This window comes from Pseudoalteromonas sp. TAE79 (genome assembly GCF_000498015.1).
Taxonomy (GTDB): Bacteria; Pseudomonadota; Gammaproteobacteria; order Enterobacterales; family Alteromonadaceae; genus Pseudoalteromonas.
The window spans coordinates 1-14,626 of sequence record NZ_AUTL01000183.1; the positions used below are offsets into that span (position 1 = coordinate 1).

Below are 14,626 nucleotides of genomic sequence, written 5' to 3' on the forward strand. Positions count from 1 at the left end.
TAATGTCAGTCAGTTAACACTGACTGGCTTTTTTTTATAGGGATATTTAGATGGTTTCTTTTTCACACATCGTGGAAAGCTGCGCTCATGATGCCTTGTTGGTAACTGAAATAGCGTCAGCGTTTCTAATAAATGCTCATAGCGTTTTGGTAAATTTCCCGGACTTGTCAGTGGGATAGTTAACAGAAATACATTGATATGTCTTGAACAATGAGAAAAACTCAGTTGATTTGGCCATACTTCCAGTAACTCTGCTGCCTCACGCATGGCTATTCTTATAATATTGTAGGCAATTAGTAACCCCCACAATTCTTGCCTTATCATATCCGGCCTTTTTGAGCGTAGGATATAGTTTGAGTGCAACATTGTTTGTTTTATTTCTCGATATCCTATTTCTATTTCCCAGCGATGCATGTACAAATCAGCGATTTCTTTTGATGGGTAACGCATTACATCAAGCATTGATGTAAGAATCTGATACTGCTTATTATTATGCGTGTAAGTAAGCAGCCGAGCTTCTATAAACTCTGGCAAGTCAGTAAACTTTTTTCGCGCTTGTGGCGATGTTTTAAGACGCACTAACTGGTCATTTTTACTCATTTTCTTTATGGTATCAACGGTTAAGCCTTTTCTGACAGGTATCATCCAGTGCCTTTCAGTCCCTGCTTGGTGCCAACGATGCAAAAGCCCTAATGAATAATAACCGCGATCAAATAAGGTTAATGAGTTATCCGGTGTACCTTCAATGAGCTCTTCAGCGAGTGTCATTTCTCCTTGATGTTGCCCGTTAAAAGTACAATTAATGAGTTGATGGCTCGTTAGCTCCATGTGGCATACCATCCGAATTTGCGGATAGGTATTTTCACCATACTGGGTTGAGCCACACCCAAATACGTCTTTATTCTCTGGCGTATCATGTGTACGAAAAACAACGCCATCAACTGCTAATAGATTTAAGCCACAAAATGTATCGAAGTGGGCATGATTATAATGCCGTGACGCCATCATCTTGAAGACCTGCTCGACAGCATCTTCACCTAAGCGTTGTCTCGCTTGAACCATGGCACTAGGGGCAACTAGTTTCCCTTTACCTGGTAAGGCGATGTCCATTTTAGAGGCTATATCCCAAACAGATTCATGACGAAATAAACTCATACCAATCACAGACCAAACGACAGCATCGAGTGGTAGGCGACGTTTACGAACGGTGGCGACACCCGATTTTTCAAAAGCTTGGTTAAGTAATTCGGGATCTAAGATGCCAGATAAGTTATCAAGCGTTGTAAATTCATCAGCAGATGAGAAGGTGGTTGAAAGAGCTGTTTGAATATCCATAAAAAAACCGTAATTAGCGAAACTAATTACGGATTATTCACGATCATTTAGATCGGTCAACCGATCAATTAACCTTAACTGATCGGCATTAGGCGTGTAGCCCTTTTTTATTTAAAGCTAAGGCTATTACCAATACAAAAATATAAATAAAAAAGTATAAAAAATTTATATATCGCGACGGCGGAATTATCGATTACCACTTTGACTTAAAAATTAATAACCCAGGACTTATTTTATATCCGCATTTTAATAGTGAGCCAAAAGCAGGGTGGTTCGATAAAAATTTAAAACGTAAAGTATCACCACTTAATTACGATAATGTGGTAATGATCACTCCATCAAAAGAATTTATAGTAAGCTTACCTTACGGAAAAATCCCAGACAGAAACGACTTTACCGATCTTGATGCAGATACACGCATTAAATATTGGAATACCGTTTTTAGTGAGACTGAAAAGTTGGCTGAGGCGTTTGATGAAAAATTAAATAATGAAAGTTTCGATTCAAAGCCATATTAGTAATTTATTATGCCTCTAACTATTGTAAAGTTAATATAATAGTTAGAGGCATAATAAATCTATAAATAGATATATTTATAGATAAAAAGGTAATCATATAATAAAGTTACGGTAATATTAAAAGTGAAAACAATTCATGGACTTGAAACATAGGAGATGAGTTGTTCTCTGGAGCTCTTCTAAGCAAATTTAAAATTACTCTTTGTTCAATGAACATGGTTGTAAGCTCAAATAAAAAGCCCAATATTAAACAGCTAAATCCTAATGAAAGTACAGAGATCTATTTTTACGTAGTTACAATGGCTATCTCTGGTCCAATATGGATAGAAGCTGAGTTTGAAGCAAAGGATAAAGAAGTAACCATTTATACATATCAATATGATGTAAATCATAAAAATGATGAGAAATATGACGTTCCTAATAAGTGGGCAATGAATGATTTTGTCCAAGGAAGACTTGAATTATTACAAACAAATACTAATATACAGATTTTAATTTTAACAATAATCACTGTTCTTGAAGCTATTTTGGGCTTGAGAATATTATAAAAAAAACATTTAGTATTCTAGGTTGTATTTTTAAAGGCATATCAGATTTTTTCTTATATCTATCATGATGTAGGGCTTCACCTACAAAGGCTTAACTTTCTGTCCTTTCAGATATTTCACCAATAATAAGAAGTAATTGATCCTGTAAATCAAGTAAATATAAATCTTGGGTTTTATGGTTTTTACTTAAGAGTTTTTTACATAGATTGGATTTTCTAGCAGACCATTTCTAGCGTTGTACTAACTGAACATGAACATCAGAGGGTTTTACCTTTACCCAAAGGTAGCTATTGCCCATAAATTACGTTATGTTAAATTGTATGGGTTTTAATAAAGCGAGCGTGATTATACAAACCAGCTCGCTTTTAGGAGAGTAATTTGGAGGTTAATTAAGCTCTGAATCAACCCAAAACTTGGTACCTTTTAATACAGCTTGTAGTGCAAGGCCATTTTCGGTTACAGAATATACAGTAACTTGATCTGCAATTGCTTCGGCAACCAGTGCACCGCCTTTATCTTCATATTTTGCTGCTGCATCAGCGTTTCCGCCAAATGCCCAACCATGTTCAATAAATCTATTTAGTGCAGCTTGGTTATGAAAAACCATTACAACGTTAAAATCTTTTACACCTAAACCAAGCCCTAAACCGGCTTCACCCATATTCATGTAAGTCGATTTACCAGTAAGGTTATTTTTAACTACGCCGTAACCGCCACCAAAACTGGCTAAAACAACATTTACGTTCGCGTTATCAAAAACAGCGTAACCAGCCGAATTAGCAATTTGTTTTTTAACATCAGGTTTTTCAGCGTATAGTTTATCTAATGTATTTGTTTTCATACTTTGTACAAGTGAACGTTTTTCGCTTGGTGATGCACTACCTGTAGTAGCACACCCAGTTAACGCAACAGTTAAAGCAAGTACGCTTAGTATAATTAGTTTTTTCATAATGTTTTCCTTAATAAGATATAGCAACCAACAACCATAGAATAATCACGGTATTAAAATAATTAGAGCTTTACTATGTCCAATACTAGACAGTATCGGACTTTAACGTTATTCTGTAAACCTATTATTTAATTGAATATTTATACATTATGCTTGTTGCTTTGGTTGATACGTTAAAACAATTAAGATATCAAATTGCCCATCTAGATGACGGTACTCTAAATTCAGAATACCCAGAACTTGCATCCTTTATACAGGAAGTTGGCTTGACTGTAACTGAATCAAAAGCCGATCTGACATTCTTATATCAGTTTTTATATGTTTATGGCAGAAAATCAGAAGCGACTTATAGCCGTTTTCGAAATGAACTTGAACGCTTTTATTTATGGTCGTGGTTAATAGCAGAAAAATCAGTATTCGATTTAAAACGTGAAGATATTGAAGCTTACGTTGATTTTATGGTTGAACCTGATAAAGAATGGGCTGCAACTTCAGTGCAATGGCGTTATAAAGATGAGCAAGGAATTCGTAGATTAAATCAAAATTGGCGCCCTTTTATGCTAAAAGAATCGACTGCCAGCCAACAAACTTTATCGGCCATGTTTACTGCCTTAAATGTATTTTATAAGTTTGCCCTACTCGAAGAAAAAACATTCGCGAACTTTGTCCCTGTTGTTAAAAAAAATAGCCCGTATTTAGTTGTTCAATCACAAATTCAAATTCCTGATACATTAAGTGATATTCAATGGGAATACGTTTTTGGTGTAACGCGTGATTTATGCGAACATAACCCTGATTTAGAGCGAAATTTGTTTACGCTTGCCTGCTTAAAAGGTCTTTATTTACGAATTTCAGAATTATCTGAGCGCCCACAATGGTCGCCGGTGATGTCTCATTTTTGGCAAGATAATGATGGATTTTGGTTTTTACGTATAATGGGTAAAGGTAATAAATTACGAGATGTAACCTTGAGTGATGATTTTGTTGAATATTTAAAACGATACAGATTATATCGAGGTCTACCTGCCCTTCCTCGGGTTGATGAATCTGAGCCGTTAGTTCATAAAATTCGCGGTCAAGGTGGTATGACCGTAAGGCAAATTAGGCGTTTAGTTCAACAAAGTTTTGATTATGCTCAGCAATCATTACTTAATGATGGTTTTAAAGATGACGCTGAACAACTTGGCGCTGCAACTGCACATTGGCTTCGTCATACTGGTGCTACACATGATGCGCAAACCAGACCGCTCAAACATTTATCAGAAGATTTAGGCCATTCTAAAATTGCGACTACCGATCAAATTTATATTCAAACAAATATTAAAGAGCGAGCAAAATCAGGACTTAAAAGGAAAATTTAATGGAGTATTTAGTAATATCATTTATAGGCGGACTATTTTTAATTTATTCTTTAACACTTCGCCAGTTAGAAAAAACAGAAGTAACAGGCCCAATGTTTTTTGTTGTTGGGGGAATATGTTTAGCTTTAATGCTACCCAACGAAGGGGATAAAATAAAAGAAGGCGTTGATCTTTTATTACCATTTATAGAGCTTACGCTAAGTATATTTTTATTTTCTGATGCAGCTAAATCAAAGTTAAGTGTATTAAGGCATAGTTTTCAGTATCCTAGTTTACTGTTGTTTGTTGCCCTACCCTTAACTTTATTACTCGGTATTGCTGTTGCTTTATTTTTCTTTGCTGAGCTTTCACTTATTCAAGCGGCGTTGCTCGCTATTATTTTAACACCTACTGATGCGGCATTAAGTAAAGGGTTACTAGCAAGTACACAAGTGCCTGAAAAAATACGCGAAGGAATAAATACTGAAAGTGGTTTGAACGATGGATTATGTGTGCCCATATTTTTAATATTTATATTACTCGCTAAAAATCCTGACTCAGCTATTACTGCAACACAAACATTAAGTGTGTTTGGCCGAGAGCTTGGCCTGGCTCTATTAATAGCTATTACAAGTATCGCTGTTTTTATACCGAGTTTAAACTTTGCAATGAAACGTCATTACTTTGCACAAAATACCAGTCCATTTTTATTACTTGGTTTTGCTATGGCTGTGTTTTCTGTCACTCAGTATTTTCATGGCAGTGGATTTATTGCGGTGTTTATTGCAGGTTTACTATTTGACAAATTTTCGACTGAAGAAGTTAGAACAGAATTAATTGAAGACTCAGAGCACATCGCAGATTTTACATCGCTAATGATTTGGTGTTTGTTTGGGTTTGTTTGTGCTTACTTAGTTATCCCGAAATTAAATACTGAAATTATAATTTACGCTTTATTAAGTACAACATTAATTAGAATAATTCCTGTTATGTTGTCACTGCAGTTTACGGCATTGAATATTAAAGAGCGTTTTACATTTGCGTGGTTTGGACCAAGAGGATTAGCATCAATTGTTTTTACATTGATGGTGATTGATACGCAAATAGAAAACAAATATCAAATAGCGACAATAGCAATGACGACTATTTTGTTTAGTGTATTTATTCACGGTATAAGTACAAAGCCAATTGCAGACAGTTTCGCTAAAAAATCTAAATAGCTTTTATAAAAATTAGTGAATTTATTGACGTGGTATCAAGGCGTTTTTCCAGCCTCAAAAACGATCATTTAATTAAGCGAATGGGTATTAATAAAAAAAGCGTAACTTATTTTTAAGTTACGCCTTTTTTTAACTTTTATTATCTAAGTACCTGTGCGAGTAATTCAATTGGGTGTTTGGGTTTAAATTTCTCAAAACGTTTAACTTGGCTACGACAAGAAAAGCCCGTAGATAAAAGTTGCTCTGGTTTATTTTTATCTACAATTGGTTTCCAACTCATTTCGTAAAGTGCACGTGAGTTATCTTGATTTTGTGCTTCGTGGCCATAAGTCCCCGCCATTCCACAGCAACCTGTATTTGTTGTTTTTAATGTTAAACCAATATCACTGAAAATTGTTTGCCAAACATTTGCTGCTTTTGGCAGTGCAGTTGTTTCAGTACAGTGACTCAGTAATGTAAATTCGGTATCAGTATTTTGCTTTGCGTTTAGTGATTTAAACGATTGTGTTTCTAACCATTCATGGGCAAGTTGCACATTAAATTCACCACGGTTATTTTCTAAAATTGTATTATATTCATCGCGGTAGCACATAACGAGTGAAGCATCTAAACCGACTAACGGTGCATTAATATCATTTAATTTATTTAAAAACTCAGCTGCATTTTTAGCTGTAACTTTAAATTCATGCAAAAAACCTTTTACGTGTTGCGGTTTACCATTTGGTTTAAAAGGTAATAGCATTGGTTTTTTGCCAAGTTGGGTTATTAAAGTAATAAAACTTTCTACTAATTCCGCTTCGTAAAAGCTCGTAAATGGGTCTTGTACTATTAATACATACTCACTTTGTTGCTCTGCATTTAATTTATTTAATAAATCAAAATCAAATTTTTGTGTTTTAGTAACACGCTTTGAAAGTGCAGGAATACTCAACTGTGGTGTATCAACATAGCCAACCGTTTTTTTAATAACATTACTAACTAATGATGTTTTAACAATTGGATTTATAACTTTAGCGAACTTTGCCATTAATGGCGCGCTATTTTCTATGTTACCAACAAGGTAATCTTTTAGCGGACGTGCATAATAACTATGATAATAATTTAAAAAGCGCGAACGAAAAGTAGGAACATCTACTTTAATTGGGCAGGCAGTTGTACATGCTTTACACGCTAAACATTCATCCATTGACGCTTTTACTTCGTGAGAAAAATCGTAAATACCTTTTCGTTTTTCGCGGCTGTGAACGAAACGTTCCCACCAGGTGATTACTTCACCTTTGTTAAGCTGCTTTTCTACTTCGAGTAAATCTACATTTTTTGACTCTTGTAAACGAAGCCATTCGCGCATTAAACTTGCGCGACCTTTTGGTGAATTACGACGATCGCCGGTTACTTTATACGATGGACACATAGGTGAATTTTCATCGTAATTAAAGCATATGCCATTACCATTACAGGTCATTGCATTGTTAAAACTGGTTTTAACTTCTATTGATATTTGCTTATCGAAGTGCGATCTCTTTTGTCCATCAACACTAACTAGTGAGTTTTCACTATCGATAGGAGTACATATTTTACCGGGGTTAATGCGGTTGTTAGGATCGAAAGCTGTTTTTATTTTACGAAGTTGCGTATATAAATGCTCACCAAAAAATTCAGGGCTGTATTCACTTCGGTAACCTTTACCGTGTTCGCCCCACATTAAACCACCGTACTTAGCGGTTAGTTTTACTACTTGATCTGAAATAGTTCTAAGTAGTTTTTCTTGTTCTGGGTCGCACATATCAAGTGCTGGGCGTACGTGTAAAACCCCAGCATCAACATGGCCAAACATACCATATTGTAAATTATGGCTGTCGAGTAATGCTCTAAATTCGACAATATAATCTGCTAAATTTTCAGGGGGTACTGCAGTGTCTTCTGCAAAGGCGAGTGGTTTTTGACTGCCTTTTACATTACCTAATAAACCTACTGATTTTTTACGCATTGCGTAAATTTTTAGTATATCGCTTTTATCACTGGTTAACTGATATCCAATAACGCCATTAGTTTGATTTGCTACGCATTCATCTAGAAGCTTACAAAGTGTGTCTACTTTGTCTTTTATATCATCGTTTGATACTGCATTAAACTCGACCATGTTAAGGCCTTGCATATCTTTATTTGGTACGTCAGTTATTAAGTCCGATACTAAATTCCAAATGATGTCTTCACGCGCTAAGTTTAAAACTTTGCTATCTACGGTTTCTACCGATGTTGCGCGTGCATCAACTAAAAACGGTGAATGACGAAGTGCTGAGTCAAAACTATCGTACTTGATATTTATAAGGGTTTTAAATTCGGCAATCGGTGTTAGGTTTAATTTAGCTTCAGTTACTATACCTAATGAGCCTTCTGACCCGGTGATTAGTCGGCTCATGTCAAAAGTAAGTAAGTCATCACTTAGCACATGCTCTAGGTCGTAACCGGTTAAAAACCTATTTAATCGTGGAAACTTAGCTAAAATAGCTGCGCGTTCATTAACTGAAATATCTAAAACTGTTTTATATAAACTACCAATTAAAGAGTCTTGCTCGGCTATAATTTTTGCTTTGTCGATGTTTATTGGTGAGGTACACATAGGTGTACCATCGACTAAATAAGTTGTAAGCCCTAAAACATGATCGCTTGTTTTTCCGTAAACTAACGAACCTTGCCCAGATGCGTCAGTACTTATCATGCCACCAATAGTTGCCCTGTTACTAGTAGATAAATCGGGTGAGAAGAAAAAACCATAAGGTTTTAAAAAGTCATTAAGTTGATCTTTTATTACGCCAGTTTGAACGCGTACCCAGCCTTCTTCTACATTTATTTCGAGGATTTCGCGCATATAGCGAGACAAATCTACAACAATACCTGGTGTTAACGATTGACCGTTAGTACCTGTTCCGCCACCACGAGGGCCAAAAGTTAATGATAAAAATGGGTCGCGAGATGCAGTTTGCAGTGCGAGTTGAATATCTTTTTCATTTTTTGGAAAAATAACACCTTGGGGTATTTCCTGATACACACTGTTATCGGTTGAAGCAGTAATACGCGTTGCATAACTGGCATCGGTATCTCCACTAAAACCTTGGCTTGCAATGGTATTTAGGTAATTTGCGACAAGTACTGTCGCGGCATCTTGCTGTGTAATTGTTGCTATCATGACGGCGATATTTTAGGGCATTTGACTAATTATATCATGGTGATGGCGAATAGAAATTGAAGATTTTACAGTTTGTAACACTCTTTTAGTCGATTTTAATGCAGCTTAAATTATACTCAAGTTAACGAGTAATGAGGTGTGTTATATGAAAAAATTACTATTACAGATCAGTGGCGTGCTATTTATTTTGCTAGGATTATTTTTTGCGATCGTCCCTGGCCCATCGATTATATTTTTTATGGCGGGTTTATGTGTTTTTCGTTTTACTACCCTAAAGCGCGACATTACTTATCACTTTGTCAAAAGGCGTTAACTAAATCATGTGCTTATTTAGATAAAAAATTAGCCCGTTAATTTAACTTTTAATTGGTTATAAAAAAATGCCAGCAATACATTGCTGGCATTTTTTATAGCTTACCTATTTATTACTTTGCTAATTTTTTAGCTAGGTATAACCATGTTTCTATTACTGTATCTGGGTTTAATGAAACAGAGTCAATGCCCTGCTCTACTAACCATGCTGCAAAGTCTTCGTGATCTGAAGGACCTTGACCACAAATACCTACGTACTTGCCTTTTTCTTTAGCTGTTTTAATTGCCATAGAAAGTAGTTTTTTAATTGCTGGGTTACGCTCATCAAATAAATGTGCGATTAAACCAGAATCACGGTCAAGACCAAGCGTTAACTGTGTTAAATCGTTAGAGCCGATAGAAAAACCATCAAACATTTCTAAAAATTCATCAGCAAGTAATGCATTTGAAGGCAGCTCACACATCATGATTACTTTAAGACCATTTTCACCACGTTTAAGGCCATGCTCTTCTAGTAGTTCAATTACGCGTTTACCTTCTTCAAGGGTACGTACGAATGGGATCATGATTTCTATGTTTGCCATATCCATGTCGTTTCTTACGCGTTTTATAGCTTCACATTCTAATGCAAAACAATCGCGGAAATCTTCAGAGATATAACGTGCGGCGCCACGAAAACCAATCATTGGGTTTTCTTCTTCTGGCTCGTATTGCTGGCCACCAACTAGGTTTGCGTATTCGTTTGATTTAAAATCAGACATACGCACAATTACACGCTCCGGTGCAAAAGCACAACCAAGCGTTGAAATACCTTCAACCAGTTTTGTTATGTAAAACTCTACTGGTGATTCGTAACCGGCAATCATGTCAGTAATTTCTGCTTTTAATGCATCTGTTTGCGCATCAAAATTTAATAACGCTTTAGGGTGAACGCCAATCATACGGTTGATAATAAATTCAACTCGCGCAAGGCCAACACCTGCATGCGGTAAGCGTGCAAAGTCAAAGGCGCGATCGGGGTTACCCACGTTCATCATTACTTTCATTGGTAGTTCTGGCATTTTATCAACGCGTGACGTTAGTATTTCAAAATCTAAAATACCTTCGTAAATAAAGCCGGTATCGCCTTCGGCGCACGATACTGTTACTTCTTGTCCCGCTTTAATTAAATCAGTTGCATTACCACAACCAACAACTGCCGGAATACCAAGTTCGCGTGCAATGATTGCCGCGTGACAGGTACGGCCACCACGATTTGTAACAATCGCTGCTGCACGTTTCATGATTGGTTCCCAGTCAGGGTCGGTCATATCGGTTACTAAAATGTCGCCTACTTGTACCTGGTCCATTTCTTTAATTGAATCAAGAACACGTACAACACCGCTACCAATTTTGTGACCAATTGCACGGCCTTCAACAAGTACATTACTTGTGCCATTTAATTGAAAACGTTCCATTACGTTTGAGTCTTCGTTTGAGCGGACAGTTTCTGGACGTGCTTGAACTATATATAGTTTGCCGTCGTTTCCATCTTTTGCCCATTCGATGTCCATAGGACGACCGTAATGTTTTTCAATGATTACAGCTTGTTTGGCAAGATCTTGCACTTCTTCATCTGTAATCGAAAATTTATTAGAAAGCTCAGGGTCAACATCAACGATGTCTACTTGCTTACCATGTGCTTTGTCTTCTGAGTAAATCATTTGTATGGCTTTAGAGCCAATATTACGACGTACTACTGAAGGTTTATTTTTAAGGAGTGTTGGTTTATGAACATAAAATTCATCAGGGTTAACCGCGCCCTGTACAACCATTTCACCTAAGCCGTAGCTTGATGTAATAAATACAACGTCTTCAAAACCAGACTCTGTATCAATACTAAACATTACGCCAGATGCTGATTTATCTGAACGTACCATGCGCTGTATACCTGCTGATAACGCTACACCACGGTGATCGTAACCTTGGTGAACACGATATGAGATTGCGCGGTCATTAAATAATGAAGCAAATACGTGTTTAATAGCGACCATGACTGAATCGATACCGACAACGTTAAGGAAAGTTTCTTGTTGGCCTGCGAATGATGCATCTGGCATATCTTCAGCGGTAGCTGATGAACGTACTGCAAATGAAACATCTGCTGCAGTATCGCCATGGAGTTGGCTATATGCGTCGCGAATGGCTTGATCTAGGTTTGGTTGGAATGGTGTGTCGATTATCCATTGGCGGATATCGGCACCGACTTTAGCGAGTGTATTTACATCATCAACATCCAGTGTATCTAGGATGTCATGAATTTTGGCGGTGAGTCCTGATTGATCTAGAAACTCATTAAAAGCATCTGCGGTAGTTGCAAAACCACCCGGTACTTGTACACCTGCGTTTGCGAGGTTTGAAATCATTTCGCCAAGTGACGCGTTTTTACCGCCAACTCGAGGAACATCTTGCATACCAAGCTCTTGATACCAGAGAACGTATTCTTGCACGGATCTTTCTCCAAAAAAAACAAATTGTAGGTCTAACTGTGAGAGTTAAGAAAGAAAACCTTTTATAAAGGTCGTCATCATTCTACACTGGCAACAGTCCTCACGTAAACCGTGGGAAACCCATTTTAGGGATTTAAACGCAATAAAAAGGTTAATTATGAGAACTGCTTTTTATATATCAGATGGAACAGCAATTACTTCAGAGGTATTTGGGCATGCGACTTTGTCGTTGTTTCCTATCGATTTTAATCATAAAACAATTCCATTTGTAGAAACTGAAGAAAAAGCGCACGAAATTAAAGCTTTAATTAATGCAACCACTGCAAAAACAGGTGAAAAGCCTTTCGTGTTTTTTACTTTTGTGAATCACAATTTAAGTGAAATTATAAAATCGGCTGATGCAGTTACGTATGATTTTTTAACTACGTATAGCGAAAAAATAGAAAAAGAACTCAATGTAGCCCCTGTTCCAAAAATGCATCGTACGCATTCTATCCATGAAAAAAGTTATGATTTTAGAATTGATGCGGTTAACTATGCGCTTATGAATGATGATGGCGGAAATATTAAAAACTTTTCCGAGGCAGACATCATTTTAATTGGCGTTAGCAGAAGTGGTAAAACCCCGACAAGCTTATACTTAGCACTGCAGTACGGCATTAAAGCGGCTAACTACCCTATTACAGAAGAAGATTTAGATAATGAAGGTTTGCCTAAATGTTTAGTCCCTTATAAACATAAGTTATTTGGGCTCACGATTGACCCTGAGAGGCTTGCGGCTATAAGGCATCGACGTATGGCTAACTCTAAGTATGCTTCAATTAAACAGTGTCGTATTGAGGTGCGCGAAGTAGAAATGTTGTATAAGCGTCACAAAATAGCTTACTTTAATTCTACGCATCATTCTGTTGAAGAAATTTCTGCAAAAATACTGATAGAGACAGACTTGGAGCGACGTAAGTACTAACTTAGTCATCAAATATGAAATAAAAAAAACCGCAACTAAGCGGTTTTTTTGTATCAATAAATATTATTTACGTGCGTCTTTTAGTAAATCAGCGACTAAAAAGCCTAACTCTAATACTTGGTCGGCGTTAAGGCGTGGATCACACTGCGTTTTGTAACGCTGTGCTAAGTCATCGTCAGATAAACCGTAAGCACCGCCTGTACATTCTGTTACGTGCTGACCTGTCATTTCTAGGTGAACACCACCTGCGTATGAACCTTCAGCTTTGTGTACAGCGAAGAACTGACTGATCTCGCGCATGATATTATCGAAGTTACGCGTTTTGTAACCTGAAGTCGCTTTTTCAGTATTACCGTGCATTGGATCTGAGCTCCAAATTACTTTACGGCCTTCTTGTTGAACTCTTCTTACTAGTGCTGGGAGTTTTTCTGGCAGTACGTCTGCACCCATACGCGTAATTAGCGTTAAACGACCAGGAACATTATCTGGGTTTAATGCGTCAATTAAACGAATTAGGTCATCTGGGTCCATACCTGGGCCAACTTTAACACCAATTGGGTTTTTAATGCCTTTAAAGAATTCAATATGTGCATGGTCTAGTTGGCGTGTACGTTCACCAATCCAAACAAAGTGAGCAGAACAATCGTACCAGTCACCCGATAAATGGTCGCGACGTGTTAGTGCCTCTTCGTAACCAAGTAGTAAAGCTTCGTGAGAAGTGTATAAATCGGTTTCTTTTAAGCTTGGCGCAATTGTAGAGTTAATTCCGCACACTTCCATAAACTCTAGTGCGTCTTGAATTTTATCTGCAAGTTGTTGGTATTTTTCTTTAAGTGGATTTGCAGCAACAAAGCCCATGTTCCAGCGGTTAACCTGGTGAAGATCGGCTAGGCCACCTTGTGCAAATGCACGTAATAAGTTTAACGTAGCAGCACTATGATGGTATGCAGTCATTAAACGTTGTGGGTCTGGAATGCGCGCTTCTTCTGTAAACTCAATATTATTAATAATGTCGCCACGGTAAGATGGTAAAGACACGCCATTAATTGTTTCTAAGTCTGCTGAACGAGGTTTAGCGTATTGACCAGCCATACGCGCTATTTTAACTACTGGGCATTTACCGCCATAAGTTAATACAACAGCCATTTGTAAAATTGTTTTGAATGTATCGCGAATATTAGCGGCATTAAAATCGCTAAACGACTCGGCACAGTCACCACCTTGAAGTAAAAATGCACGACCTTCGCACACGTCTTCAAGTTGTTTAAATAGGCTTCTTGTTTCTTCTGCAAAAACTAGAGGCGGAGCCGTTTTTAATTGGCCTTCTACTGATTTAAGTATTTCTTGATCTGGGTACTGTGGCTGCTGCAGTATTGGCAGCTCTCTCCAGCTATTTGGGTTCCACGATGACATAATTTTTCCTCATTCCTACATTACCTGATAAGAAGAAATTAACGTATGCAGACCCCTATGTTCAAGGACTAAATTCACTATTTTCCAATTATTTAGTTATGAGTTAAGTATAAAAGTAATTTTACTTAACTTAGGCGGTTATATAACAATCACTTTAGTTTTATTTTAAATAAACTAAAGTGATTAAAAACATACAATTAGAGTTAATTAGTTTCAATTTTAACACATTGAGAATAAATAAAGCACAAGGGAATATTATATGTATTTTACTTAAGAACACATCATACTTAAATTACATCAAACGTAATCTTAACTTTACGCGCTAAATTAATTATTAACTAACAGGGG

Annotated in this window: 9 protein-coding genes and 2 pseudogenes; 6 read left to right on the top strand and 5 right to left on the bottom strand. The window is 36.9% G+C overall.

Annotated features, from left to right (window positions below; translation table 11 throughout):
* Window positions 1-9: 9 nt before the first annotated feature.
* Window positions 10-1,335 carry an IS4 family transposase gene (locus tag L655_RS0113840; RefSeq protein ID WP_024604027.1) on the bottom strand — a complete coding sequence of 442 codons (1,326 nt, stop codon included), beginning with the start codon at window positions 1,333-1,335 and terminating at the stop codon, window positions 10-12.
* Between the two features lie 167 nt (window positions 1,336-1,502).
* On the opposite strand from L655_RS0113840, the pseudogene L655_RS1000000126680 reads away from it, so the two are divergent.
* Window positions 1,503-1,853, top strand: a pseudogene (locus tag L655_RS1000000126680) (patatin-like phospholipase family protein); the annotation flags it as partial.
* Between the two features lie 209 nt (window positions 1,854-2,062).
* Window positions 2,063-2,401: a hypothetical protein gene (locus L655_RS0113850; protein ID WP_139016274.1), complete on the top strand. Its 339-nt coding sequence runs from the start codon at window positions 2,063-2,065 to the stop codon at window positions 2,399-2,401.
* A gap of 385 nt (window positions 2,402-2,786) precedes the next feature.
* On the opposite strand, the gene L655_RS0113855 is transcribed toward L655_RS0113850, so the two are convergent.
* On the bottom strand, window positions 2,787-3,350 hold the full coding sequence (locus L655_RS0113855; protein ID WP_024605345.1) for a YSC84-related protein: 564 nt from the start codon (window positions 3,348-3,350) through the stop codon (window positions 2,787-2,789).
* 149 nt (window positions 3,351-3,499) lie between these two features.
* On the opposite strand from L655_RS0113855, the gene L655_RS0113860 reads away from it, so the two are divergent.
* Complete coding sequence (locus tag L655_RS0113860; RefSeq protein WP_024605346.1) at window positions 3,500-4,711, top strand: tyrosine-type recombinase/integrase; 1,212 nt, start codon at window positions 3,500-3,502, stop codon at window positions 4,709-4,711.
* Window positions 4,711-5,910, top strand: coding sequence for a cation:proton antiporter (locus L655_RS0113865; protein ID WP_024605347.1), 1,200 nt, complete (start codon window positions 4,711-4,713; stop codon window positions 5,908-5,910). The genes L655_RS0113860 and L655_RS0113865 overlap by 1 nt, the downstream gene beginning before the upstream one ends.
* A 139-nt stretch (window positions 5,911-6,049) precedes the next feature.
* Here L655_RS0113865 and L655_RS0113870 read toward each other — a convergent pair whose 3' ends face one another.
* Window positions 6,050-9,097 carry an FAD-binding and (Fe-S)-binding domain-containing protein gene (locus L655_RS0113870; RefSeq protein WP_024605348.1) on the bottom strand — a complete coding sequence of 1,016 codons (3,048 nt, stop codon included), beginning with the start codon at window positions 9,095-9,097 and terminating at the stop codon, window positions 6,050-6,052.
* Window positions 9,098-9,242: 145 nt separating this feature from the next.
* Between L655_RS0113870 and L655_RS1000000128040 the strand changes: the two are divergent.
* A pseudogene (locus tag L655_RS1000000128040) lies at window positions 9,243-9,451 on the top strand (PGPGW domain-containing protein).
* Between the two features lie 71 nt (window positions 9,452-9,522).
* Here L655_RS1000000128040 and ppsA read toward each other — a convergent pair.
* A complete protein-coding gene (gene ppsA, locus L655_RS0113880) occupies window positions 9,523-11,898 on the bottom strand; it encodes a phosphoenolpyruvate synthase (RefSeq protein ID WP_007378803.1) in 2,376 nt (791 codons plus the stop codon).
* Between the two features lie 157 nt (window positions 11,899-12,055).
* Here ppsA and L655_RS0113885 point away from each other — a divergent pair, with 157 nt between their 5' ends.
* Complete coding sequence (locus tag L655_RS0113885; protein ID WP_024605349.1) at window positions 12,056-12,865, top strand: pyruvate, water dikinase regulatory protein; 810 nt, start codon at window positions 12,056-12,058, stop codon at window positions 12,863-12,865.
* Window positions 12,866-12,928: 63 nt separating this feature from the next.
* On the opposite strand, the gene L655_RS0113890 is transcribed toward L655_RS0113885, so the two are convergent.
* Window positions 12,929-14,278 carry a 3-deoxy-7-phosphoheptulonate synthase class II gene (locus L655_RS0113890; protein ID WP_024605350.1) on the bottom strand — a complete coding sequence of 450 codons (1,350 nt, stop codon included), beginning with the start codon at window positions 14,276-14,278 and terminating at the stop codon, window positions 12,929-12,931.
* Window positions 14,279-14,626 lie beyond the last annotated feature (348 nt).